The organism is Bacteroidota bacterium (assembly GCA_018266835.1).
Lineage (GTDB): Bacteria > Bacteroidota > Ignavibacteria > Tepidaquicellales > Tepidaquicellaceae > JAFDZO01.
Window position 1 is genome coordinate 167,339 of sequence record JAFDZP010000005.1, and the last position, 25,291, is coordinate 192,629.

The 25,291-nt window shown below is 35.9% G+C and carries 19 protein-coding genes; 2 read left to right on the forward strand and 17 right to left on the reverse strand.

What is annotated here, in order from left to right:
- Nucleotides 1-449: 449 nt before the first annotated feature.
- The 10 genes from JST55_13630 to JST55_13675 all read right to left on the reverse strand — a co-directional run bounded on the left by JST55_13630 (nt 450) and on the right by JST55_13675 (nt 13,262).
- Complete coding sequence (locus tag JST55_13630; protein ID MBS1494550.1) at nt 450-2,042, reverse strand: NADH-quinone oxidoreductase subunit M; 1,593 nt, start codon at nt 2,040-2,042, stop codon at nt 450-452.
- Between the two features lie 43 nt (nt 2,043-2,085).
- The gene (locus JST55_13635; GenBank protein MBS1494551.1) at nt 2,086-3,783 is read right to left on the reverse strand and encodes a short-chain dehydrogenase; all 1,698 of its coding nucleotides are present in this window, start codon (nt 3,781-3,783) and stop codon (nt 2,086-2,088) included.
- Nucleotides 3,784-3,792: 9 nt separating this feature from the next.
- Nucleotides 3,793-4,335: a GNAT family N-acetyltransferase gene (locus tag JST55_13640; protein ID MBS1494552.1), complete on the reverse strand. Its 543-nt coding sequence runs from the start codon at nt 4,333-4,335 to the stop codon at nt 3,793-3,795.
- Between the two features lie 35 nt (nt 4,336-4,370).
- Nucleotides 4,371-5,858, reverse strand: a complete 1,488-nt coding sequence (locus tag JST55_13645; protein ID MBS1494553.1) for an aldehyde dehydrogenase family protein — start codon at nt 5,856-5,858, stop codon at nt 4,371-4,373.
- Nucleotides 5,859-5,967: 109 nt separating this feature from the next.
- A complete protein-coding gene (locus tag JST55_13650) occupies nt 5,968-6,390 on the reverse strand; it encodes an HNH endonuclease (protein ID MBS1494554.1) in 423 nt (140 codons plus the stop codon).
- Between the two features lie 275 nt (nt 6,391-6,665).
- Nucleotides 6,666-8,291 (reverse strand): T9SS type A sorting domain-containing protein, encoded by a 1,626-nt coding sequence (locus tag JST55_13655; protein ID MBS1494555.1) that lies wholly within the window; start codon nt 8,289-8,291, stop codon nt 6,666-6,668.
- Nucleotides 8,288-9,928: an iron ABC transporter permease gene (locus JST55_13660; protein ID MBS1494556.1), complete on the reverse strand. Its 1,641-nt coding sequence runs from the start codon at nt 9,926-9,928 to the stop codon at nt 8,288-8,290. The genes JST55_13655 and JST55_13660 overlap by 4 nt, the downstream gene beginning before the upstream one ends.
- Nucleotides 9,929-9,936: 8 nt before the next feature.
- On the reverse strand, nt 9,937-10,938 hold the full coding sequence (locus JST55_13665; GenBank protein ID MBS1494557.1) for an ABC transporter ATP-binding protein: 1,002 nt from the start codon (nt 10,936-10,938) through the stop codon (nt 9,937-9,939).
- A gap of 118 nt (nt 10,939-11,056) precedes the next feature.
- Nucleotides 11,057-12,088 (reverse strand): extracellular solute-binding protein, encoded by a 1,032-nt coding sequence (locus JST55_13670; protein MBS1494558.1) that lies wholly within the window; start codon nt 12,086-12,088, stop codon nt 11,057-11,059.
- Between the two features lie 247 nt (nt 12,089-12,335).
- Complete coding sequence (locus JST55_13675) at nt 12,336-13,262, reverse strand: PIG-L family deacetylase (protein MBS1494559.1); 927 nt, start codon at nt 13,260-13,262, stop codon at nt 12,336-12,338.
- A 332-nt stretch (nt 13,263-13,594) separates the two neighbouring features.
- Between JST55_13675 and JST55_13680 the strand changes: the two genes are divergently transcribed.
- Nucleotides 13,595-14,617 carry an acyltransferase gene (locus JST55_13680; protein ID MBS1494560.1) on the forward strand — a complete coding sequence of 341 codons (1,023 nt, stop codon included), beginning with the start codon at nt 13,595-13,597 and terminating at the stop codon, nt 14,615-14,617.
- Between the two features lie 758 nt (nt 14,618-15,375).
- Complete coding sequence (locus JST55_13685) at nt 15,376-16,266, forward strand: septal ring lytic transglycosylase RlpA family protein (protein ID MBS1494561.1); 891 nt, start codon at nt 15,376-15,378, stop codon at nt 16,264-16,266.
- A 136-nt stretch (nt 16,267-16,402) separates the two neighbouring features.
- On the opposite strand, the gene JST55_13690 is transcribed toward JST55_13685, so the two are convergent.
- The 7 genes from JST55_13690 to JST55_13720 form a co-directional block, all read right to left on the reverse strand.
- A complete protein-coding gene (locus JST55_13690; protein ID MBS1494562.1) occupies nt 16,403-17,053 on the reverse strand; it encodes an N-acetylmuramoyl-L-alanine amidase in 651 nt (216 codons plus the stop codon).
- Between the two features lie 190 nt (nt 17,054-17,243).
- Nucleotides 17,244-17,744: a YajQ family cyclic di-GMP-binding protein gene (locus JST55_13695; protein ID MBS1494563.1), complete on the reverse strand. Its 501-nt coding sequence runs from the start codon at nt 17,742-17,744 to the stop codon at nt 17,244-17,246.
- 16 nt (nt 17,745-17,760) lie between these two features.
- The gene (locus JST55_13700) at nt 17,761-18,114 is read right to left on the reverse strand and encodes a YraN family protein (protein MBS1494564.1); all 354 of its coding nucleotides are present in this window, start codon (nt 18,112-18,114) and stop codon (nt 17,761-17,763) included.
- A gap of 7 nt (nt 18,115-18,121) precedes the next feature.
- A complete protein-coding gene (locus JST55_13705; GenBank protein MBS1494565.1) occupies nt 18,122-18,733 on the reverse strand; it encodes a ribonuclease HII in 612 nt (203 codons plus the stop codon).
- A 148-nt stretch (nt 18,734-18,881) separates the two neighbouring features.
- Complete coding sequence (gene cphA / locus JST55_13710) at nt 18,882-21,545, reverse strand: cyanophycin synthetase (protein MBS1494566.1); 2,664 nt, start codon at nt 21,543-21,545, stop codon at nt 18,882-18,884.
- A 233-nt stretch (nt 21,546-21,778) separates the two neighbouring features.
- The gene (locus tag JST55_13715; protein ID MBS1494567.1) at nt 21,779-23,866 is read right to left on the reverse strand and encodes a T9SS type A sorting domain-containing protein; all 2,088 of its coding nucleotides are present in this window, start codon (nt 23,864-23,866) and stop codon (nt 21,779-21,781) included.
- Between the two features lie 476 nt (nt 23,867-24,342).
- A complete protein-coding gene (locus JST55_13720; protein MBS1494568.1) occupies nt 24,343-25,176 on the reverse strand; it encodes a cyanophycinase in 834 nt (277 codons plus the stop codon).
- Between the last annotated feature and the right edge of the window lie 115 nt (nt 25,177-25,291).

The following is a 25,291-nucleotide window of genomic DNA, read 5'->3' on the forward strand; positions in this document are numbered from 1 at the left end:
CTCCTTTACAAGGAGAGCTTGTCCCGCCAAAGGCGGGAGGGACTGAGGGGGTGGTTTAAATTTAGAAATTATTATCAAATATGATTCCCCTTTTCAAGGAGGAGCACTGTGGGGATCATTAATTAACATTCACCCTTACAATATTTAATTATTCTTTATTAATTATTAATTAACAAACCCTGTCAAGCAAAAAATATAAAACTCTCCCATTAGTACTAATTGGTACACTTCACTTCAAATCAAATTTTATATTAATTATTTTCGCAAGAGATATTCTTATTCTCATTTTGAGAGTAAAAATGAACAAAGAATTTAAATGATGCCTGGATTGGAAAAACAAAGGTTTGACAGATAACTTACGAGGGGGCGTAAGTTTTGATATATAATAAATCAATACTTAAGGGGTATAAAAAAACCCCGCAAATGCGGGGTTCAATTAAAAATAATTTTTATTTTCCTGCCGGAGGAGTTCCTTCTTGTGTCGGAGGAGGAGTGTTATTCGGCATTGTGTTAGGTGCCGTTTCGTTTACCGGTTTAGGTTTAAACTTTTCAAAGTTCTCTATAATTCGTTTTACAGATGTTTCAGTCTTGCTTAAGAATGTACTTGGATAAACACCAATCCAGACTATGAAAACAAGTAATGGAAGCACCGTTGCAAGTTCTAATTTTGAAATATCTTTTAAGTCTTTGTTCTTTTCATTTTCAATAGGTCCGAGCATAACTCTCTGGAACATCCACAATAAATAAACCGCTGCAAGAATTACTGCAGTAGTTGATAATATAGAGTAAACAGGTGTTCCAAGATTTGCAGATTTATAAGCACCGATCAATACAAGAAACTCACCGATAAATCCGTTAAGTCCCGGTAATCCGATTGAAGAAAATACGACAACCATAAAAATAACTGAGAACACGGGCATAACTTTCATAAGTCCGCCGTACTCTGCAATGAGTTTTGTATGTCTTCTTTCATAAAGCATACCGACAATCAAGAAGAGCGCGCCTGTAGAAAGTCCGTGGTTAATCATTTGAATAACGCCGCCCTGCATTGATTCCTGTGTAAGAGCAAATGTACCGAGCACTATAAATGCCATGTGAGAAACCGATGAATAAGCAACAAGCTTTTTAACATCTTTCTGCACTATGGAAACTAACGCTCCGTAAATAATACCTACTGTTGCAAGTACTGCAATGTAAGGAGTCATCGCAACAAATCCCGACGGGAAAAGCGGCAATGAAAATCTTATTAATCCGTACGTACCCATCTTCAAAAGAATGGCGGCAAGAATAACTGAGCCGGAAGTCGGCGCCTGAACGTGTGCATCTGGCAGCCATGTATGGAACGGAAAGAGCGGTACCTTTATTAAGAAACTTAGTGTGAAAAGTATAAATAAAAATGTCTGTTTATCGGCAGCGATGCTTGGAGATACAAGAATCAATCTTGTAAGGTCAGTGGTGAACTCCCCTATCATCGGCTGACATAAGAATCCGAGCCAGATAATTCCGATAAGAAGCAGCACGCTTCCGAACATTGTATATAAGAAAAATTTAACCGTAGCATAAATTCTTTCTTCACCACCCCAGATACCTATCATGAAATACATCGGGATAAGTATGAATTCCCAGAAGAGATAGAATAATATTAAATCGAGCGAGCAGAATACACCAACGAGCGTTCCTTCAAGCAATAAAATAAGAAAGAAGTATTCCTTCACTCTTGTTTTAATTGTATTCCATGAAGCAAGAATGCAGATAGGAATAATGAAAGTGGAAAGCACTACAAGCAGCATAGAAATTCCGTCAATCCCAAGATAATAATAGGAATTCAGAGCCGTGACCCATTTCCATTTTTCAACGAACTGATATTCAGGGTTTGCAGGATTGTATGTAAAGAAAAGCACCAGTGATAATACAAAAGGTATCAATGAGACAATCATTGCATACCACTTTATCATAGTCTCGTTTTCTTTTTTCATGAACAAAATCAGAAATGCAAGAACTATCGGAGCAAAAATTGTTAAAGAAAGAATATTAGGTATCAATTTTCTTTAATTTATTGTTTATATGTCTAAAAATTTTGTTGTATTAACCTTTGTTTCTTACGCCTTGTTCTTCGTTGATGAATATCCAGCCGACAACTTTTCCGATATTTATTTCTTTAAAGTTATCCCAGTAATCATCATTGAAAATATATCTTGAGCTGAAATTTTCATCCGTCATTGCCTTTGATTGTTTCATAATTGCTTTAAATCTTTCGTTCCATAGTTTCCAGTTCTTTTCACGTAAGTCAAACCAGCCGGCATCGCACCATTTATCTATGGTTTTTGGGTTTACATCGAATATATCCCCTTTTAAAACTGAAGGAGATTTAATGTCAGGTCCTCTTAATAATTTCTTTCCGTCAGGCAAAATAATAGGAATACCAATTGAAATGATTTCATTTCTGACTTTTGAATCCTTCTTAAGATATTCGTAAATTCTTTTTGCCGCTTTTTTATAATCTTCCTTAATATACTGATTGAAATTTTTATATATAAGTCTAATTAAATTTGCTTCAAAAAGAAGTTTTGTAAGTCTGGGCGGTCCGAGCATCTCAAAAGCAACTGAGTTTGTCTTATGCTTTTTCTCTAATGCCTTTATCTGATTAGTTGCGTACTGCTGCATAAATCCTGCCCTGTACGAAGGCTCCATTGAAGCGCTGTCGATTGCGTTGATAACATCGTGTCCCGTATTGTGTCCTTTGATTTCAAGAATTGCATTCTCTGCAATTTCTTCGGGAGTTACAAACTGCATCTGCCCGACTGTAGATATTGTTTCAAATTCGGCAGCGGAGAAAATTCCGTTCTCGCCGGTATCAATAAATACAGTTTTTAAGTTGCCGTTAGTTTTATATTTTTTTGCAGAGACTCTGTGGAATTTCTTTTCAAGCGGTTCTGCATCTTCCATTTTTGTATCAATCAAAGCAATTGGTCTTCCGCCTTTTTTAATTTCACCGTATGCAATTTTTTTCCATGCAATTGATGCAGTTGGCTTTAATTCTTTTACAGCAGGACCGTTTGGAGTTCTTGCCATTAAGAATAACAACAATGTATGCGCTCCTGCAACTGATGATTTGCTCAGCAGCATTCTTGACGGCTTCTCTTCGCTGTGGGTATATGGAATATTAAGACCCATACCGCCTGTTCCGCTTGTACCGATTTTAAGATAGAACTTCGTCTTAAACTCAGTCATACTGTAATATAAAATCTGAATGTGTCTTATTAACTGAGGTATGTATGAGACACACATAAATTTTTCAACAGCTTCTTTCAGTTTTTCATAATCACTATCTGCGCCTTCCATGAACTTCTGAATATCAGTAAACGATTTGAAAATATTCTGATAAGCAATAGCAGTTGCTGTATTGATACAATCGATAACGATATCAGGCTTATGCTGCTGCATCATTTTATACAATGCAGAGTTGTGCAGTATATCATCATTAAGCTCATCGCTTATATCGTGCATAAGCTTTTTTCTTTCAGCGGCATCCTTTAAAATAAGCTCACGGTTCTTATCTTTGAATTCGTTCCTTACAAATACGTTACCATACCACGGTACAAAAAATCCTTTAGGTTTTTTAAATTCTTTTGTTAAGTCTTTGCAGATATCTTCAGCTTCTTCTTTCTTAAGAGATGTTAAGATGATTTTTTTCGGTTCCTCTGCTATTAAGTTTCTCGCTATTGCGGAGCCCACCAATCCCCATCCGCCGAGAATCAATACTGTTTTATTTCTAATGTCCATTAAATTTGTTTAACTTAATTTTAATGCAAATAAGTCATACTCGCCGCTCGAACCGTCTTCATTATACAAAGCCATTGTTATTGTTTTTTGCAACCGGTTTGCTTTGCTTAAACCGAACTTCTTTAAATTGTTTTCCGCCCTCTTGTTTCCGTGATGGACGTATGCAACTAAATATTTAAACTTCTTTAATCCTTTTACATAATCTGATAAAAGCTTGGATGATTCGTATCCTAACTTCAATCCTCTGTATTCAAATAAAATAGCCGTTGATATCTCGCATGCTTCAGTGTAATTCTCTCTCCATTTGTAACAGACATATCCTATATAATTCTGTTTGCTCTTTATCACATACCATACTCCATATGGATTTTCTGCAGTCTCCTTCACCCATTTTTTTATAACGGATTTGGGTTTGTGCAGCGGATAGTCAGGATTTAATAATCCCGTTATATGTTCATCATTAAAAAGCTTGTGAATTAAATCAACAAGTTTCTCGTCGCCTGCCTCGAATCTTAATAAAGAACAATTTTTACCTCTGATAATCTTTTTCATTCAACTTCTTTTGCAATCAAATTATGCTCAGCAAATTATCCTCTTGGTACAACTGTGTTATACCAGAATTTTTTGCTTCTGTCTTTTATTTCGTCAATGTGAATATGTTTTGCTTCAGTATATTCTTTCAAGCCATCAACGCCGAACTCACGTCCAACACCGCTTTGTTTATATCCGCCAAAAGGAGCTCTGTCCGCAAGCAGGTGATATTCGTTTATCCACACTGTTCCTGTTCTTAATCTCTTTGCCAATGCCAATGCTCTTTCATCGTTGCCTGACCAGATTCCGGCTGCAAGTCCGAATTCAGAATCATTTGAAATTTTCACAGCTTCATCGTCATCTTTGAACTTTATGATTACCACTACAGGTCCGAAAATTTCTTCCTGCGCAATTCTCATTTTATTATCCACGTCTGTAAATATTGTCGGCTTAATATAATATCCTTTATCACCAACTCTCTCGCCGCCTGTTAAAATCTTTGCGCCTTCTTTTTTACCGATATCAATATAATTCATTACTGATTCAAACTGCTTCTTTGATACAACAGGACCGTTATCATTACCTTTATCCATCGGGTCGCCTATTTTCATCTTCTCAATTTTTTCTTTCAGCTTTGATGTAAACTCGTCATATACACTTTCCTGTACAAGTAATCTTGTACCGCCTTCGCAGCACTGTCCCTGATGATAAAATCCTGCATAGATAGCACCGTCAACTGCCATGTTCATATCCGTATCATCTAAAATAATATTAGGTGATTTTCCGCCGCACTCAAGAGTTAATTTTTTCAAAGTCGGTGCAGCGTTTTTCATAATTGTTCTGCCGACTTCTGTAGAACCGGTGAACGCAACTTTATCAACAAGCTTATTAGATACCATTTCTGTTCCGATATCCGAACCGCCTGTTACAATATTTATTACACCTTTTGGAATATCAGTTTCGTCAATGAGCTTTGCAAGCTCTGCAACTGAAAGCGATGTTTCAGATGACGGCTTTAAAACAATCGTACATCCTGCTGCTAATGCCGGACCGAGTTTCCAGATCGCCATCTTGAAAGGAAAATTCCATGGAATTATTGAAGCAACAACTCCGATTGGTTCTCTTACTAATAAATTTTTGCTGATACCTTCTTTTGAAAGTCCTTCGATGTTTTCTTCAAATACTGTCGAAGCCATCTTTGAATAATAATTCAAAGTCCTTGCGCCGAGCATAATATCTTCAGTTGCTTTTCTTATTGTTGAGCCGGAATCTTTTACTTCAAGCTCGATAAGTCTATCCTTATGCTCATTAATTTTGTCAACGATCTGCTTTATCATTCTGCCGCGCTCTTCTCTTGCAAGATTTGTCCAGCGTCCGTCATCAAATGCTTCTCTTGCTGCAGCAATTGCATCTTTAACATCTTCAACAGTGCCTTTCGATATCTGAGCGTTAACGCTGTCATCGGCAGGATTTACAGAATCGAAATATTCTTTGTTTTGCGCTTCACGGAATTCACCGTTTATGTATAATAAATATTTATCCATTAATTAGTATTATTAAAAAAATTAAAATTGTATTTATGGGATGAAAAAATGATATGCTAGAAATAACTCTGATGTGATTCATTGAATTTAAAAACTAAAAAACATTTTACTACATGTACAAATACGGCTTCCAGTCATCGTCTATCTTGCCTGCAAAGTTCTTTATGAAAGTTATATGAGAAGGTCGCTTAGGAATATTTCTCAAATGCATCTTTGCTTCTTCGGGAGTCCTGTCCCCTTTTTTATTATTGCATCTTACGCAAGCTGTTGTCAGATTTTCCCAGGTGTCTTCGCCTTTTCTTGATTTCGGAATTACATGGTCAACCGTTAAGTTTGAAGTATGTCCGCAGTACTGGCATCTGTGCCCGTCTCTTCTTAATATATTCTTTCTCGATAAAATTATTTTTTTAAAAGGAACTCTTACAAAGAAAACAAGTCTTACAATGCTTGGATACTGAAACTTCCTGTACACTGAACGGATTTCCTTGTCATCGATGGCACTGATGATTTCAGCCTTCTCCAAATAAGTCATAATTATGGCGCGCCTCACACTGCAAATTGTGAGAGGTTCGTAGTTCTGGTTAAGGACCAGCACTTTGCCGTTTAACTGGCCGCCTGAAAAATTATTTCTATTTGAAAAGACATGATCGAAGAGCTTTATCTCCCTTAAAACTTTTTATCGTTTTTTTATTTATTCAACAAATTATTAAAATTACATAGTATAATCAATTCGGTTTTTGATAGCTATTTTGCAGGATTTTAAATCAAACAAGTCTTCTTGCCTTCATTGAAGAAAGCACAAATCACTCATTTGACATATACTACTTTGCCAAATTCTTCTGAATTACCATGGAAAATTTTATAAAAATAAGTCCCGGCAGATAAATCACCTGCATTAAAAATGTACCTGTGCTCACCTGAATTCAAAACTGAATTTTCCAGCTCAGTAATTTCTTTACCACTAATATCATAAATTTTTATTGACGTGTATTCCTTGTTCGGATTATAAAATCTGATTATCGTTGAAGGGTTAAAAGGATTAGGATAGTTTGGATAAAGTTTAAAATCTTTTACGGTTTCATAATTATTATTAATCCCCGTTTGTCTGGCATATTTAATGGTAGTTACGTCGTAATCTGTTGTATTCGAAAAACTAATACCCGTTATGAAAATATCCTGCGAGTTATTCACAGCAATTTTATAAATGAAATCTTCAGATAGGGCAATATAGTTGTAAGTCCCCTTCCAGAGTAAATTTCCCAAGGCATCATATTTTAAAGTAATATATCCTACACGCCGGTTTCCATGGTCTGCCATGCCGCCGACATAAACATTATTTTGCGAATCAGTGCAGATAGAAAATCCTTCATCCGTTCCGTTAGTAGAATCATTATATATTTTGCTCCACAATAAATTGCCCGCAGAATTATACTTTAACGTTATTATATCTTCGCTCTCTATCTGATTTGAATTACGCGCATAACCGGTTACTAAAATATTATTTTCATTATCAATCGTTAATGCATACGGGAGGTCAATATCATTGCCGATACCGTTATAAATTTTGGACCATATAATATCTCCGTTGCTGTTATTGATTTTATATGTCCCGATATCCTGCTGAGTGCCCGAGTTAAATATTTTTCCTGTCAAAATAATATTGTTATCACTCGCGATTTTCATATCTATAACTCCGTCATCTGAGTTTGCAGTGCCGTTAATTGTCTTAGTGTAAATCTGGTTTAAATCATTATCAAATTTATATAAAACGATATCGTAAGCAGTTCCTGTATTTTGCGAATTTACTCCAACAAAAATATTTCCCTGCGCATCGCATACAAGCTTTATTCCGTTATCATCACCGCCGGGACTGCCTTCAAATATCTTTTGCTGAAGAATAACACCTGACTGATTATATTTTATAATCATAAAATCTGTTCGGGATGTTGCAACATTTCTTCCATCAAACAATACAAAAATATTATTCGACTTATCTGAAATTATTGAATGGCTGATTAATGTCTCATGATTTGGAATTGTTGTAACTTTTGTCCAGACTGTATCACCCGTAGGAGTCAGTTTGAAAGTTAAAAGTTTTATTCTTCCAGAATCAGCTGTATATCCTGTTATATAAGAAAAATTCTGAGCATCTTTATAAATATCCTGCATCTGGTCAATCCCCGGTGAAGGGTAAACATACTTCCATAGAACATTTCCGGATGGAGAGTATTTTACTACACAAATATCCGTTGATGAAAGACTATCATAAAGTGTACAGTACACGTATGCATTACTTTGCTCATCAAGCAATATGGTATTAGCTATATCAAAGCTGTTTCCTGAACCGTTTAATCTATCGACCCATTGCTGATTATATTGTGAATAAGTATTAGTAAAAACGAAAAGAAGCCCGATTAGTATGTATTTTATCATGATATTTTCCTTCGTGAAAATATCAGAGCGATGAGTACAATTAAGAACATTATAAATCCCGATGCAGCCGAGCCGCCAGTATTATAAAGTCTAAGCTGTGAATAAATATCTATAGAAATTGTTTTAGTGGAAAAAGTATAGAGAAGTATTGAGGAAACAAATTCTCCAAATGAATTTATGAACACAATTAAAGCTCCCGATATAATTGCAGGAACAATCAGAGGAAGAATAATTGTTCTGAACGTTTTAAATCTCCCTGCGCCGAGTGAATAAGATGCCTCTTCAAGCGAAGGGTCAATATTGTTAAATCCTGAATTGAGTGACTGCGTTATAGCAGGAATGTTTCTTATTGTATATGCCAATGGCATTATTGCAAAAGTCCCAACCAGTATTTCTCCGAATGAAAAAACGTTACCGGAATTAAAACTGAAAATTAATGTGATGGCTATTACCGTTCCCGGAATTCCGTAAGGCAGAGTAATTATGCTCTCAAGCAAATTCCCGCCTTTTATTTTTTTCTTTGCTGTGAAGTACGATGCTGGGAGTCCAATGATTATAGTAGCCGCGACTGCTATCAAAGACATTATCAAGCTGTTATAATAAGGAATTGCAACGGAATCAGTCGTGAATATATTCTGATAATTTACAAACGTAAGTGCATCGCCGAAATAATTTCTTATCAAAGAGCCTTCAGGAATTAATGAGAGATACAATAAAGTAAGAACAGGTAAAAGAATTATAAATCCTGTTAATGGAAATAGTATTTTTCCAACTACGCTTAGATTATAAAGTTTAGAAGCATCAATTTTCTTTACACTTCCCTTCATTCTTAATGAATACTCATTTGCTGTTCTGAATTTCCTCAACAAAAATAAAAACACCACAGAAATAAGTGTTAGAAATACTGAAAGGACTGCAGTTAAAGAAGTATCTCCGTTAATCTTAGAATTATAAATTTCAGTCGTTAAAAATCGAATCGAGCCGCCAAATACAAACGGAGCAGAAAACGAAGCCATACTTGCCATGAATGTAATAATACCCGCGCTTGCAACTGATGGGAGTAAAAACGGCAGAATTATTTTTCTGAATGTAGTCCACTTAGATGCTCCAAGCGAGTTTGATGCATCGATAACATTATAATCCAGTTTTTCAAATGAGGCAGAGGCGAATAAAAAGAATAATGGATAAAACGAAAACAAATGAATTATTATTATTGCCGTCCATCCCTGAAAACCTGTTAAAAGATTTTTTGAGAAAATTAAAAATAAAATCCGCGATAAAATCCCGTTATCGCTCAGCAAATATAAAAACGATACTACTCCAACTATCGGAGGTGTAGCGAGCGGTATTAAAAAAATAACTGATAAATATTTTTTAAAAGGGATTTTATAGAAGTGAAAATAATATGCCAGTAATATTCCTATGGCTGCGCAGCCAATTACGGTAACAACTGAGAGTAAAACTGAATTCATCGCTGAGCCAAGTACTGTTGCGCTGCCCAGTGTTTTGTATGAGTCAAGATTAAATCTGAAGCTTTCCTTTACTAACTTTATTAAAGGAAAAATGATATAGCCGACTGCAAAGAACAGCACAATAAAAAGCAAAGCGTATTCAAATATGGAAAACTTCCTTTTCATTTTCTGCTTTATCTCTTTATCAGTTTTATTTTTGTTGTATTGAATTCAAAATTCACATAGTCATTTATATTGAAATGAGTAGTTTTCTCATTCGAGAACGAAATACTTTTTATTTCTTTAAGCTTATGCTCAATTATAAATTCAGTATAAGAACCATTATATAAAATTTCTTTTATTTTTAATTCTGTCTGTCCTTCAGATTTTTTTATTTTTAAATTCTCAGGAAGAATAATCAACACTTCATCATTTGCAACATCAGTGATTCCTAAGATTTCATCCGCTTCACTTCCGCTGAAAATATTGTAATGGCCAACAAACTCAGCTACAAATGAATTCACGGGATTATTATACAACTCCTGCGGAGTGCCAACCTGCTGAATCACGCCTTTATTCATTACTGCAATTCTATCGGAAAGTGCCAGTGCCTCGCCCTGATCGTGAGTAACATATACACTTGTAATGCCTGCTTCTCGTTGCAGGCGTTTCAGTTCCCCTCTTGCTTCAAGTCGCAGTGCGTAATCAAGATTGGATAACGGCTCATCAAATAAAATTAAACTTGGTTCGTTTACAATAACGCGTGCAAGTGATGCTCTCTGCTGTTCACCGCCGCTGAGTTCGCTTACAGAAGAGTTTGCTTTATGAGAGAGATTTACTTTCTTTAAAACTTCTTCAACTTTTTTACTTATCTCATCTTTGCTGACTTTATTTATTTCCAGTCCGTATGAAATATTTTTCGATACATTCATATTCGGAAATAATGCATAATTCTGAAAAACAATTCCGACCTTCCTCTGCTGTGTAGTTAAATTTGTTACATCTTTTCCTTCAAGAATTATTTTCCCTAAGTCAGAGGTCTCTAATCCTGAAATTATTCTGAGCAAAGTGGTCTTCCCACATCCGCTGGGACCGAGCAAAGAAAAGAACTCACCTTTTTCAATTTCAAGATTAATATTTTCTAAAACAGTCTGTTCAGAAAATTTTTTTTGAATGTTATCTAATTTAAGAAACACAGATGAATTATGAATTATAAATGATGAATTATGAATTATGAATTATAAATTATGAATTATAAAAGAATAAAGAATAACAAATAACGAATAACGAACAACGAACAACGAACAACGAAAACTACTTCTTACCCTTTATTTCCGCATCCCATTTCTTCATCCAGTCCCCTTCTTTTTCGGAAATCATTTCCCAGTCAAGCTCAAGCTCAAGCTCTTTATAGTCAGCCTTTTTTATCCAATCAGGTAATGATTCTTTTGCAATATCAGTACGAGCCGGAATTCTATAGAACTTCTCTGCCTGAACTTTCAGAGCCTCATTACTTGTAACAAATTCATAAAACTTTTTTGCATCTTCTGAATTTTTGCTTCCTTTTACTAATGCTATACCGTCAGTGAGCACTACTGTTCCGCTTTTAGGAAAAATATATCCAAACGGATACTGATATGCATTTGCCTGTAATATTATATCAGGCATATTCCAAAGAGTTACAGGTTCCTGGTCGCCGCCCAATTTTAAATACATTTGAGTTGCATCGGCGGAATAATCCTTCGTATTTGCATCTAAACCTTTAAGCCATTCCCATCCTTTATCTTCGCTGCCGTTTGCTTTTACTGACATGGAAATGATTGCAGAAAAAATTACACGAAGCGTTCCCGATGCCATTGGATTTCTTAAAACAATTTTATCTTTCCATACGGGTTGGACTAAATCAGCCCAGTCCTGCGGAGCGTTTGTATTATTAAGTACTTTATTATTGAATGAAATCACTTCGGGAGTTAAAAACGTTCCGTACCAGGTATCATTTTTTCCTTTATGCGCAGCAGTTACACTTGATGCCCAGGTGGGAGTGTATTTTTCAAGCAAACCCATTTTATCTGCACGCATAAATAGAGTAGCCGGCGCTCCCCACCAGATATCTGCCTGAGGATTATCTTTCTCAGTTTTAATTCTGTCTATAATTTCCTGCGAACCCATATCCAGCCACTGAACATCTATCTCAGGATTTTTTGCTTCGAATTGTTTTTCAAATTCTCCCAGCATTTCTTTTCCGTGAGGAGAATAGACTACGAGTTTTCGTTTGTTATTTTTAGAGCAGGATGAAAAACCGATACAAAGAACTACCAATAGAATTACTTTAAAAAATATTTTCATAAACTTATTATAATTTAGTAACCCCATCCTTTAGGGTGGGGTGTAAGGATGAAATGAATACCCTTTAGGGTTAAACTTTTGTTAACCACCCCTTGCCCCTCCTTATTAAGGAGGGGAGATTATACAAATGTATTAGTCCCCATCCTAAAGGATGGGGTTACTGTTATACTCTACTTTATGCAAAAAAAAATTGACAAATTTTTATCTGTGACATCATAATAATCATTAACATCAGTGTTACTGAAAATCACTTCGTTAAATCATAATCTTTCTTCTTAAAGTAATTTATTGCCAGCTTATCGAATAACTGTTTAGTCTGTTCTATTTTATTTTTATCATTTAAATCATACCATATGTATTCTTCAATGTCTCCCATATTCATTAGCAGCTGCATTGTGCCCTGTGACTTATGCTCGGCAATTACCCAGTTAGCTATTATTTTATAGTTGAGCCTGTCCTGAAAACCGAATGGAGCTGTTCTATCAAATGTAAACATCAGCGGGTCGGGACTTATTTTCGTGACGGGATATTTTTCAAGTCCTGTAAAAGTAAACTTAGTTGTATCGCCTTTTGAACTCATAGTACCACCAAGGACTACGGGTCTGGTTGATAATGGCATTTCATTTACAACCTGAAGAGTTAAAATGGCAGATGAAGCATGATGAGCATGTGTTGTCGGAACAGGAAGTAAACAGAAAATATAATTGTACTTCCCAGCTTCAATAATTTCCTTTAGTCTGCGTTTTACAAATGGAATATCCCATACCGTGCTATCCATAATTTCGTGAACGTCCGTTGTATAGCGATGGTCTTTCTGGTCAAGAAAGAAAAAATCTTTTATGCCGACAATAGCGCATCCGGCTTTAAGCTCCTTCTTGCGGATATCAGGAAGATATTCACGACCTACAGCTTCATCTGTAAGTTCGAGTCCGTAAATCGGCTCGCCAAGAGTTGAATATTTATATCCGCCCTCACCATTTGTGATAAGGCACAGGTCAACTTTTCCACCGAGGTTATGAGTTATTTTATAAACAGTTGCAGAGAATAAAGCATCGTCATCGGGATGGGCTGTGACTATAAGGACTTTTATGGTTGTATCGGATTGTGCAAATGAATTTATTGAGAATAAAAAAAGAAGAGTTAGAATTGAAAATAAAAAAGATATTTTTTTCATCAGTAGTAGAATTATATAAGCAAAGTTAGACTAAAAAAAATAAAGTTAAAATGTAAAGAAATAGCTTTCATTTCTATCATGGATTAAATCCAGTCTCATTCCCAACGTCCTCGTTGGGAATGTTATCTAAGTAAGTTTCCCAATGGGATTCCGATTTAGCGGGACAGGCAGTTGAGAAACAGATAGTCAAAATGTAAAGAAAAGTTCGACTTAATACCGCCCCCTCAATCCCCCTCCTTATAAAGGAGGGGGAAAGTTTCATCCAATTATTTATTGAATAATAAAAGCCGCTTAATTTTTTTATATTCTATTTTCCTTGATACCAACAGCAGATGCATAAAAATAATTTCGATTTTTTACGGCTCGTCTTTGCGCTTTGCGTTATTATAACTCATTCATATACTCTCACCGGAGCGGCGGAGACTGACTGGCTGCATACACTCACTAACGGACAGGTGTTTTTTTCATATATTGGTGTCCGGGGCTTCTTTATTATAAGCGGATATCTGATATACCAAAGTCTTCTTCGCAGCAAGTCGTTTTATTTATTTTACTGGCACAGGATTTTAAGAATTTTCCCGGGACTTATAGTCGTTCTTCTCCTCACAGTCATTCTGGGATATTTTGTTTACGCCGGAGACTTCCACAGCTACATCACTAATAAATCCGTATGGACTTATTTTCCAAACAATATTAAGCTCTTCAGACTTCAAGGTACAATTCAGGGAATCTTTGAAAACAATCCTTATAAAGATGATATAAACGGCTCAATATGGACGCTCGGCTATGAGTTCATATGCTACGTTTTAATTTCATTACTCTTCTTTATTAAAAGGGGTCATCTGATAATTCTATCTGTTGTTTGCTTATTCTTTTTCGTTTCTAACATCTTCTTTCTTGATGTCTTTTCAAAATTAAGATTTGTAATATTTGCAGAGAATATAATTGACTTCGGTACGTTCTTCTTTGCAGGTTCTCTGCTGGCAGTTCTGAAAATTGAAAAATGGAAGAACCGGAATTTATTGCTTGTGATTTCCAACCTGCTTCTACTAATTTCTTTGTATTTCGGAGTTTTCAGAATCGTCCACCAGTTTGCCATGCCGGTTGCAATTATCCTTTTTGGCATAACAGCTACAAAATATATAAGGGGAATATCAAAGAAGGTTGGTGACATGTCTTACGGAATTTATATCTACGCATTTGTTATCCAGCAGACGCTTGTTCATTTTTTCAAAATTGAGCAGTTTTCTTTGACAATATATGCTTCCCTCATCTCAATCGTATTTGGTTATTTATCCTGGCATCTTATTGAAAAACAGGCATTAAAGTTCAAAAATCAGCTTCCGAGTTTTTAAATCTCCCCTATTAGTAGTAATGGGTTTACTTTTCTTTGATATAAAATATAAAGTTGCTATTTTAACCTGTTCCTGTCTGTTCATAATTAAAAACAGGTAAAGGTTACTTGAAAACCCCAATTTCAATCTATAATTAAAGAATCCGTCAAAAATCCATCATTTCACAGAATTATTTGAAATCGAATTCTTGAAGTGGAACAATGAGCGAAAAAAAATCTGCTCAACTTAACTTCTTTATCTTTAAGCTCATCAAAACTTTTTCATTAGAAATACGAATATGATAGAAGCTGTCAAGTGTTTTATTTATTCTGCAGAAAATTATAAGATACATTTGACCTGCAAAATAACTCAACAAAAAAGGTGTTAAAGGATTTTTGATGACTTTTGAGAAATTTTCATAAAAAATTTTCGTTTATAACTATATTATAATCAATATGTTCTAGATTAATTCATTTTATCAGTATTTTACGAAATTTTTTCTTTGAAAATAAGCTTTAAAGCCGAAAAATAGCAGCGAAGTGCAGATGCAACCGCCTTGCTTATTAAATCTAAAATCAGTACTTTACTGCTTCTTAAAACAGAATAAAGATTTTTTCTTAATATCGTTCTTTACAAATATCTCTGCACAAAACGGAGAATTAAGACTACAATTTTAAGCCGCTTGGTCGGCGCGCTTCCCTGAGTGTTTGATACAAACAGATAACATAAAAAGGAGACACTTGACCAAACTTAAAATTAACGCGATACTTTTTTTCTTTATCGCATTAGTTTTAGTTAATCCAATTAGCAGCACAGGCAGCAACAGTTTATTCGCAAGAACTTCGAAAATTGATCCGGACTTTGTACAGGAAGGCGAAGCTTCGTGGTACGGCCCAGGATTTCATGGTAGGAAAACCGCTTCAGGAGAGCGATTTGACACATATGAAATGACGGCAGCTCACAAAACTTTACCCTTTGGAACTGTACTTAAAGTAACCAACCTCAGCAACGGAAAAACCATTCTGGTAACCGTTAACGATAGAGGTCCTTATGTAAGAGGCAGAATAATCGATCTATCCAAAGCAGCAAAAGACGCGCTTGATATGGGTGGCACCGCACAGGTAAGACTTGAAGTCTACACACCTGAAGCGGAAGATGAAAACCCAGCAGATCTAACCCCTCTAAATCTTTTCGAGGAAACACTTGCAAGTAAATCAAAAGTATTTATTGAATACTTTGAAGATGCTAATAACGGAAATCAGACCGGACTCTCGGGTGAGGACTTAAACAACATCTTTAAAAATTTCAAAACAGTCAGAATCAAGATTCTGACCCCTGATGCTAAAACCGCTAACTCAAAGATTTATCAGGAAGTAAAAGACGAGAAATCTCTCAACTACCTAGATATAACAAACAGAGTTCAGTTTCTAACAGGCTACACAATAGACTTGGGACTTTTCTCAGATAAAACTGAGGCGGAAAAACTAATAGGATTATTAGAGTCTGAAAACTTCACTACATTGTACTTTGAAGAAATTCATAATCAGAACTCTGTTAAATTCCGTCTTTTGACCGGTAACTACGATAACTATGAAGGTGCCATCAAAGACTATAACGTTTTAGTTGATTTAAAACAATCACCGAAAATCGTTAAAATAGGATTTAACTAAATAATATTAAAAAAGCCATCCTGGCGCGAATCAGGATGGCTTTTTTGTTTTATTAAGAAAATTTTAATATTACAAGTTTCAGTCCGAGGTATAGCAACCATTAACTCGTAATTCGTAATTTGAAACTCTTAATTGACTAATAAGCATTCTCCCATTCATAATCCATCTTGAAATACCTAATGGCTTTATAAACGGAGCGGGCTATATCGTACTGACCGTCTTTTGAACGGAGATATGCTTCATCTTTTTTATTTGAAAGGTAGCCGCACTCAACCAGCACGGAAGGCATTGATGAAGTGAAGTTTACAATAAACTCTTCTTCTTTTACTCCCCTGTTTTCAAGCTGAGTTGTTTTAGTTAGTTCTGTTTCAAGAATTGAAGCAAATCGTTCTGAATACCTTCTGTAGACGTTTGTGAGGATGGATGACAGAATGAAATCATTCTGAAAAGTGGGTTTGCCTCTTGTTGAATCTATATTATCTCTTAATAACTGATTCTCTCCCTGAGTTATCTTTACAGCATCAGTTGTTTTGGTAGGTGACATTACGTAAACTTCAAAGCCCGACTTATCAGTTTCTTCCGTCAGTTTTGAATTGCAATGAATGCTCACGAACAGCTTGCCTTTTTTTGAGTTAGCAAATCGTCCGCGTTCTTTCAGCTCAGGAAATGTATCATCATCGCGAGTCATGTAAACTTGCATATCAGAGTACTCTTTGCGTAACATCTCTGCAAGATATTTAGCAATCAGCAGATTATAATTTTTCTCAGGGATTTTTGTAATACTCATGCTGCCCGGATCCTTGCCTCCATGTCCTGCATCTATTATTACAACATCAATCTTGCTTCCCTCTTTCCGGACATTAACCTGACTTTCGCCGCTATTAAAATAAAAAAGCGATGTCAGAATAAATATAGATAGTAATATATAAAAGTATTTTTTAATAATTATTAATTATTCTTTATTAATTATTAATTGGTCACCGATAATTCGTTACCTGAAATGCAAAATCCAGATCCGCTGCATTAAGCATCTTTATCACTTCCTGCAAATCATCCTTCGATTTTCCCTGCACACGCACCTGCTCATCCTGTATAGATGCGTTAACCTTAATCTTCATATCCTTAATCATTTTAGTTATTTTCTTTGCATTCTCTTTATCTATCCCTGCCTGCAAAGTTATTTCCTGCTTGGCAGTTCCCATTCCGCTGCCTTGTTCAATCGTGCCGTATTTCAATGCTTTGATAGAAATTCCTCTTTTGATCAGCTTGTTCTGAAGAATGTCGTTAACGGTTTTTACTTTAAAATCATCTGCCGAGGTTACGTTTATCTTCTTGTCTTTTTTGTTAAGTGTAATTTCACTGTGGCTCCCTTTTAAATCGTATCTCTGCTGGATTTCCTTTATTGCCTGATTCATTGCGTTATCCACTTCCTGCAAATCGATTTCCGATACAATATCAAATGAGTATGTGTCTGCCATAATTTTAATTTATAAATTAATAAAATGCGTTCTTTATATGAACTATGTTTTTTTCGTTATTCATTAAATAAACTACTATCACATCCAGTCTTATCTGATAATCCTGATACATTTCGTTCTCATACAGAAATCCTTCCGCTGCTTTTCTTATCTGTGCCTGTTTCTTTGCATCAACTGATTCTTCACCTTCACCAAACTTCTTACTTCGTCTTGTCTTTACTTCGATAAAAATTATCTCTTTATCTTTGCCTTCTCCCCCAGTAAAAATTAAATCAGCTTCTGCTCTTTCAAATCTGTAATTACTTTTTAAAAATGTATAACCTTCATCAATTAAGAATTGTTTTGCAAGCAGCTCACCTGATTTACCCAGACGATTTTTATAAAAACAGTTGTTCACTCGGCTGTTCAGTTATTATAGATAGCTCTATAAAATTTTTGCAGAATGACCTGCGGTGAATTGGACATAATCCGTGCTGCCTTATATTTGCAATATGTTCCTTAGTTGCATATCCTTTATGTCTGCTGAAATTATAATTCGGATATTCTTTACAATACTCACGCATTATTCTATCACGCGTAACTTTTGCTAAAATAGATGCGCAGGATATTTCAAAGACCTTCTCATCACCGTCAATTATTGTCTCGTAATTATAATTTTTCTGTCTGTTGCCGTACAGCTTAAAATAATTTCCGTCTATTAAAAATTTTTCGCATTTCTCATGTAATGTCTTTGCAATAATTCCCATTCCCTTCATAGTTGCGGCTAGAATATTTATTCTGTCTATAGTCAGGTGGTCAATTTTTGTAATAAAATAAATACAGCCTGATGAAATAATTTCCGAATATAGCTCTTCCCTGTCCGGCTCAGCAATTTTTTTTGAGTCAGTTATAAATTGGTTAGAGTAATTATTCGTATTTATAAAACCGGCTACAACTACAGGACCCGCTAAGGGTCCCCTGCCTGCCTCATCTATTCCGCAAACAATCATATATAAATTTATTGGAAATTATTTTTTTGTAAAATGTAAATATTCCGTTCCGACGCCTTTTCTACTTGAAACTTGAAACTTGAAACTTGAAACTTGAAACTTGAAACTTGAAACTTGAAACTTGGAACTTGGAACTTGCAACTTGAACCTACTGATTCGGAATATCACTATGCTCAACCTTAACAGGATTCAAACTTTCTCTGAACTTCGTCACAATCTGAATACATCTCGGAATATCATCCGGAAGCAGCACAAGCAGTTCGTTCTTTTTAGTATGACTTAATGCAAACTCAATAGCCTCAACCTCATCAGGGATAACTTTATGCTTTATTTCAGGATTTGCTTTCAGAATTCCCTTCAGTAACAAATCAGAAATTTCATCTGCCGAAGCTCTTCCTCTTAAATTATCATCCTGCCTGATAACAACCTTTGTAAACATTTTACCTACTACAGTTCCGAGCTTGATAATATCTTCATCTCTTCTATCGCCCGTTCCTGCAACAACACCTATCTTAACTTTGTTCGGGAATTTATCAACAAACTTCGATAGAGCTTCCATACCGGCAGGGTTATGCGCAAAGTCAATAAGAACTTTGAACTCACCAACCTCAATGAGATTGAGTCTTCCCGGAGTCTGTGCAGTGCCCGGCACAAACGTAGTTAAGCCGAACTTAATATCTTCCGTTGTTAATCCCTGCAAATAAGCTGCAAGCGTAGCAGCTAAAACGTTCTGTATCATAAACGCAGCGCGTCCCCCGAATGTAAGAGGAATATTTATAACCTTCTCAATTCTTACTTTCCAGCCGCTCTTTATAATTGTGATGTAATTATTTTCAAAGACTGCAGCTATACCGCCTTTGGCAGTATGCTTTTTTATTCTTTTATTATTTTCATCCATGCTGAACAGCGCAACCTTGCTTTCCAGGTCCTCTCTCATTTTATAAACAAGATCATCATCGGCATTTAATATTGCATAGCCGTTCTTCTTAACGCTCTCAGGCACAACTGCTTTTACTCGCGCCATATCTTCAAGAGTATTAATATCTTTAAGTCCAAGATGGTCGATTGTTACATTAGTACAGATACCAATATCGCAATAATCAAATCCAAGACCGGCTCTCAAAATTCCTCCGCGTGCACTTTCAAGCACTGCAATTTCAACAGTCGGGTCCATCAACACCATCTTAGCGGACATAGGTCCGGTGTTATCTCCCGGCTCAATCATAGTATTTCCTATATAAACACCTTCCGTAGTTGTATAGCCTACAGTATAACCAACTTGTTTCATAATATGAGCAATTAATCGTGTAGTTGTAGTTTTTCCGTTCGTTCCTGTAACTGCAATTATAGGAATTCTTGCGGGAGCTCCCGGAGGAAATAACATATCCACCAACGGCTCGGCAACGTTTCTGCCGATTCCTTCCGAAGGCTCAAGATGCATTCTGAATCCGGGCGCAGCATTAACTTCTACTATGCCGCCTCCATTTTCACTGAGCGGAGTAGAAACATCAGGCGCAACGATATCAATTCCGGCAACATCAAGTCCGACAATTTTTGCAATGCGCTCAAATAAAAATATATTCTGCGGGTCAACTTCTTCTGTGCGGTCAATTGCTGTACCGCCTGTAGAAATATTTGCCGTCGATTTCAAATAACAGATTTCATTTTTCTTTAATACAGTCTCTAAATTATATCCTTTCAGTTCAAGTACTCTCATAGTCATGTCATCAATCTTTATCTGTGTTAAAGTTTTTTCATGACCGTAGCCTCTGCGCGGGTCCTGATTTTCTTTATCAATTAATTCTTTTATCGTGTGCTTCCCGTCACCTTTACAGCAGGCAGGAATTCTTTCCGCTACTGCAATCAATTTATTATTAATCACAAGCGCTCTGAAGTCACTTCCCGTTAACGATTTTTCAATAATAACCGTTCTCGAAAACTTCTTCGCCTCTGCAAATGCAGTCTTCACTGCATCCATCGATGTAAGATGCGCAGTAATACCTTTGCCGTGATTTCCGTCTAATGGTTTTACCGCCACAGGGAAACCGATTCTGTTTACAATACTTTCTATTTCATCTTCATTTCTTAATGTAAAGCCCTTCGGAACAGGTACACCCATCTCTCCGAGTAATTTTTTCGTTGCATTTTTATCTGATGCAAGGTCTACTGAAATCATATTTGTTTTTCCTGTAACAGTTGCCTGAATTCTCTGCTGATGAATTCCATATCCTAACTGAACCAACGAATTCTGATTTAATCTTATGTGCGGTATATTTCTCTGACGGGCTTCTTCAACTATTGAACCTGTACTTGGACCGAAGCGTACATCTTCTCTTATTTCCCTTAAGGTCTGAATTATCTCATCTCTGAATTTCACTACATCTTCATAGGAACCATCTTCCGCCATGAGTTTGAACAAATCAACTGCCTTGCGCGCAACATAAAGACCTGCATTTTCTTCTATGTAGCTGAAGACAACGTTATAAACTCCTTTAGTATTTGTTTCGCGTGTGCGACCGAAACCCGTATCCATTCCGGCAAGTGTCTGCAGTTCGAGAGCCATGTGCTCGATTATGTGACCTGCCCATGTACCTTCTTCTACTCGCTTGAAAAATCCGCCCGGTTCTTCGTAGCTGCAGCGATGCTCCTGCAATGTAGGCAGCACGACTTTAAGCTTGGGAAGAAAATCGGGAATTTCATTGGATGGCTTGTTCTCGTATTCTTCGAGGTCAAGACGCATTACAATTAATTTAGTTCTTCTGATGCTCCAGTAGTTTGGTCCGCGGAGCGCTCTGATTTCAAGAATTTTCATGGATAAAGTGCCAGATTAAAAAATTTATGGATGAGTTGTAAAATAGGATATATAAGAATTGAAAGTAAGTATAAAATTGCGGTTATGATCTTGTACGATGTCAGAACGGTATCTCTCGAATCTTCCCCCCCCCCTTTATAAGGAGGGGGAAAACTGAAGTGAATTTGTTAACCACGGCTTAAAAGCCGTGGCAATTATTATTTATTAACTTGTCCTCAGCTCATAACTCATAACTACTTCACCAGCATCATCTTTTTACTCTCTGAAAATTCCTCCGTCTTCAAAACATAAAAATATATTCCGCTGGGGAGTGAGCCTGTGTTGAATGTAACTTCGTAACTTCCTACCGATAACGGTTCATCAACTAAAGTTTCAATTTCTTTACCAAGCAAATCAAAAACTTTAAGAATTGCGATACCTGACTTATGAATATCAAATTTTATATTTGTAGTTGGATTGAATGGATTTGGATAATTCTGATGCAATGAATATTTTTCAGAAATTTCGGTGGAAGTCTGTGAGATGAAAGTCAGGCCGCCCGTTGTAGTTTTGAGAACAGCACCATCAGTGCAGCTAATCCACCCGTTCGCTTCATCAACAAACCGTATTTTAGTAATAGCATGTGAATATATTTTTGTAATGAATGTCCAATTATTTCCACCGTTGATAGTTTTATATACGTCTTCTGCTCCCGCAGCGTATCCTATCAAGCCATTAATAAAACTAATAGAACTGAATCCTCCTGTAAAAAATGTAACCCAGTTAAGCCCGCCATTCGTGGTTTTTGCAATTCTTCCTGCTCCGCAACACCAGCCCGTTTGATCATTGAAAAATTGTAAATCGTTAAATCTTTCAGCTGCCACATTACTGGCTAAAAACCAATTAGTACCCCCGTTAGTAGTCTTAGATAATTCCAAATAATCTGATGCCCATCCTGTCAGAGAGTTGACAAAATAAACTGTGTTATAGTTTGCTGTAATATGATCATAACTTAAAAACCAACTGCCTCCACTGTTAGTCGTCTTATAAATAGAACCATAACCATTGCTTGCTGCCCAGCCTGTTTGACTGTCAATGAAAAATATAGAGGTAAAAGAAGTAGATGCCTCTACATGACTCGTTATCCAGCTCTGCCCGCCATTTGTAGTTTTTTTAATAAGCGTGGAATCTCCCCCAATCCAGCCTGTTAAGTCATTCAAAAAAAATACACTTTTAAAATTTGCAGTTGTATTAAGGTTATAGTTAGTCCAGTTTGTTCCTCCATCAGTAGTTTTTGCAAATGTTCCGAATTCCCCAACGATAAGTGCAAAATTTTGATTTAAAGGGAAAACTGAATTAACTGTGCCTTCAGTAAGTGGCAATGAAAGATTATTCCAATTTGTTCCGCTATTTATAGTTTTATAGACCATTCCATTATCTCCAAATGCAAAAACATTAGCTGAATCGAGCATCATAACGTTATTGAAATGTCTCACTGTATTGCTTACTTGCATGTTCCAATTTGTACCGCCATTGATTGTATAGAATAATCTTCCCGTTTCACCTACTGCAAAACCTGTATTTGCATTTATGAAGTTTACTGAATTTACATAACCTGAAAAATTTGCTGACTGAGCAATCCAATTTGCTCCAGCATCAGTTGTCCTGGAAATATAATTGTTTCCTACAGCCCAGCCTGTATTCAAGTTTATAAAAAACGAGGAACGCCAGGTTGAACCGGACCTAGGAGAACTTGTCAAGGTACCACTCCATGTAATTCCACCATCAGTAGTTTTATGAAAATCAAATCCATAACATACATAACCTGTTAGTTGATTAAAAAACTGTATTTTTTTCATTGGATAATGACCAAAAAAAGTTTGAGACGACCAAGTCACTCCGTCATTTGTTGTTCTTAAAATTTTACCGCTGTCACAAGCGGCGAAACCTGTCGTTTCATTCGTAAAATATATATCAAAAATACTCGCGTTTGTCCCAAATGAAACCGGCAGCCAATTATTACCGGAATTAGTAGTTTTTATTACAAAACCATTTGTCCCACCTATCCACCCTGTATTGTCGTTCCTAAAATAAACTGAATAAAAATTTTTGGCTGGATTGAAAGAACTGACATTCCAATTAATTCCCATATTTGTGGTTTTTAAAACAGTACCTCCATCCCCAACTACCCATCCGGTTTGTAAATTAACAAAAAATGACTTATTGAGTTTTATTCCTATAATTTTTGGGCTTTGCCATACCCATCCGCTTTGCGAGTAAGAAATATTGCTTATAAATACTAAACAGCAAACAACTGCAAAAAATATTTTATGTTTTTTCATAGAGGAATTTATTTTATCTATTACTACTAATAGGTTAAAACCAATTTGTAATTAAAATTATTCTAACTAAATTTTCATTGCTCTGAGTTTTGTATAGAAATCAGTCAAAATAAAATGCGACAATAATGTGACACTATAAATATTAAACAGGGAAAAGTTAAACAGTCTAGTTTTATTATATATCTCTTTCTACTTTATGCATACGACTTTATACTAAAATAAAATCCGACTTTTTTCCGACTAAATTTGAAATTTAAAATCTGAAAATTGAAATTATGAGAATCCGACTTTTTCAGAAAATAAAAAAGCTCGGCACTGTAAAAACAATACTGAGCAAAAATAAAATCCGACTTTTTTCCGACTTTTCAAAATAATTTTTGAAAAAAATGTTACAAAAATGTTACTATCTGAAAATATAAAATCGGTTAAAAATATCAATTAAATATTAATTATTCAATATTAATTTTTAATTATTATTAAACCTGCATATAATCCCCGACCACTTCAAGCGGCTTACGCTTTATTACATCGTACCTTATAGTGCTGGATAGGATATGAAGCTGCAGCCCGAAGACTGAGAACGGTTCGTTTTCCTTCACCTCAGCTATATTTATATAGTTCACATTTGAGCCGTCAATAATAGTAACAGTACCTTTGCCAAGAACTTCAAGCACTCCGTTCTTATGTATTAATATGGCTGTATCCTCATCGATGCCTATTCCAATATTCTTTGGGTTGTAGCAAACGGCAGTAATGATTCTATTAAGACGCGCGCGCTGAGTAAAATGCTGGTCAATGATTATGTTCTTTAGAATACCAAGTCCCGGAACGATCTTAACACTGTTCTGATTTGGAGTCATTGCATCGCCTCTTACAATCATTTCGGAGCTCATGCAAGCAGCGCCGGCGCTTGAGCCTGCGACTACAAGTCCTCCGCGGACTTTCTTAGCAAGCTTCTGAATGAATTCAGTTCCGCCGAGAAGTGAGCTCAGTCGCATCTGGTCTCCGCCTGTTATAAATACTCCGGTAAGATTTTTAAGCAGCTTATCTGCATTTATACTTAAGATATCCTGACGCGAAGTAGCTTCAAGAACTGAGATTTTCTTAACTCCAAGGCTGCTGAAGATGGTTGTGTAAAGCTTAGCTGCAATCTCTGCAAAGTCAGATGCAATGGGAATGATTAAGATGTTTGCTTTCTTATCTCCGGAAAGTGAAACGAATTTACGGATGATATGTCTCTCGTTGAATTTGTCTTCGGCGCCGCCGATAATTAATATAGGTCCGCCGAACGAAGGTGAAGATTTTGCCAATAGATTTATTTAATAATTGAAAGTGTTAATTTATCAAATTTAATCGTCTTTTTAGAGGGTAATATATGGTATAATTTCAAGTAATTAATTTTGAATTTTACTTTAAGTTTTGAAT

What these genes read in the sequence shown, in the direction of transcription:
- JST55_13680 (MBS1494560.1), top strand. Translation starts at nt 13,595, where the DNA reads ATGCATAAAAATAATTTCGATTTTTTACGGCTCGTCTTTGCGCTTTGC.
- JST55_13660 (MBS1494556.1), bottom strand. Translation starts at nt 9,928, where the DNA reads ATGAAAAGGAAGTTTTCCATATTTGAATACGCTTTGCTTTTTATTGTG.
- JST55_13670 (MBS1494558.1), bottom strand. Translation starts at nt 12,088, where the DNA reads ATGAAAATATTTTTTAAAGTAATTCTATTGGTAGTTCTTTGTATCGGT.
- JST55_13635 (MBS1494551.1), bottom strand. Translation starts at nt 3,783, where the DNA reads ATGGACATTAGAAATAAAACAGTATTGATTCTCGGCGGATGGGGATTG.
- JST55_13645 (MBS1494553.1), bottom strand. Translation starts at nt 5,858, where the DNA reads ATGGATAAATATTTATTATACATAAACGGTGAATTCCGTGAAGCGCAA.
- JST55_13655 (MBS1494555.1), bottom strand. Translation starts at nt 8,291, where the DNA reads ATGATAAAATACATACTAATCGGGCTTCTTTTCGTTTTTACTAATACT.
- JST55_13675 (MBS1494559.1), bottom strand. Translation starts at nt 13,262, where the DNA reads ATGAAAAAAATATCTTTTTTATTTTCAATTCTAACTCTTCTTTTTTTA.
- JST55_13705 (MBS1494565.1), bottom strand. Translation starts at nt 18,733, where the DNA reads ATGATTGTTTGCGGAATAGATGAGGCAGGCAGGGGACCCTTAGCGGGT.
- JST55_13695 (MBS1494563.1), bottom strand. Translation starts at nt 17,744, where the DNA reads ATGGCAGACACATACTCATTTGATATTGTATCGGAAATCGATTTGCAG.
- JST55_13650 (MBS1494554.1), bottom strand. Translation starts at nt 6,390, where the DNA reads ATGACTTATTTGGAGAAGGCTGAAATCATCAGTGCCATCGATGACAAG.
- JST55_13715 (MBS1494567.1), bottom strand. Translation starts at nt 23,866, where the DNA reads ATGAAAAAACATAAAATATTTTTTGCAGTTGTTTGCTGTTTAGTATTT.
- cphA (MBS1494566.1), bottom strand. Translation starts at nt 21,545, where the DNA reads ATGAAAATTCTTGAAATCAGAGCGCTCCGCGGACCAAACTACTGGAGC.
- JST55_13640 (MBS1494552.1), bottom strand. Translation starts at nt 4,335, where the DNA reads ATGAAAAAGATTATCAGAGGTAAAAATTGTTCTTTATTAAGATTCGAG.
- JST55_13690 (MBS1494562.1), bottom strand. Translation starts at nt 17,053, where the DNA reads ATGAGTATTACAAAAATCCCTGAGAAAAATTATAATCTGCTGATTGCT.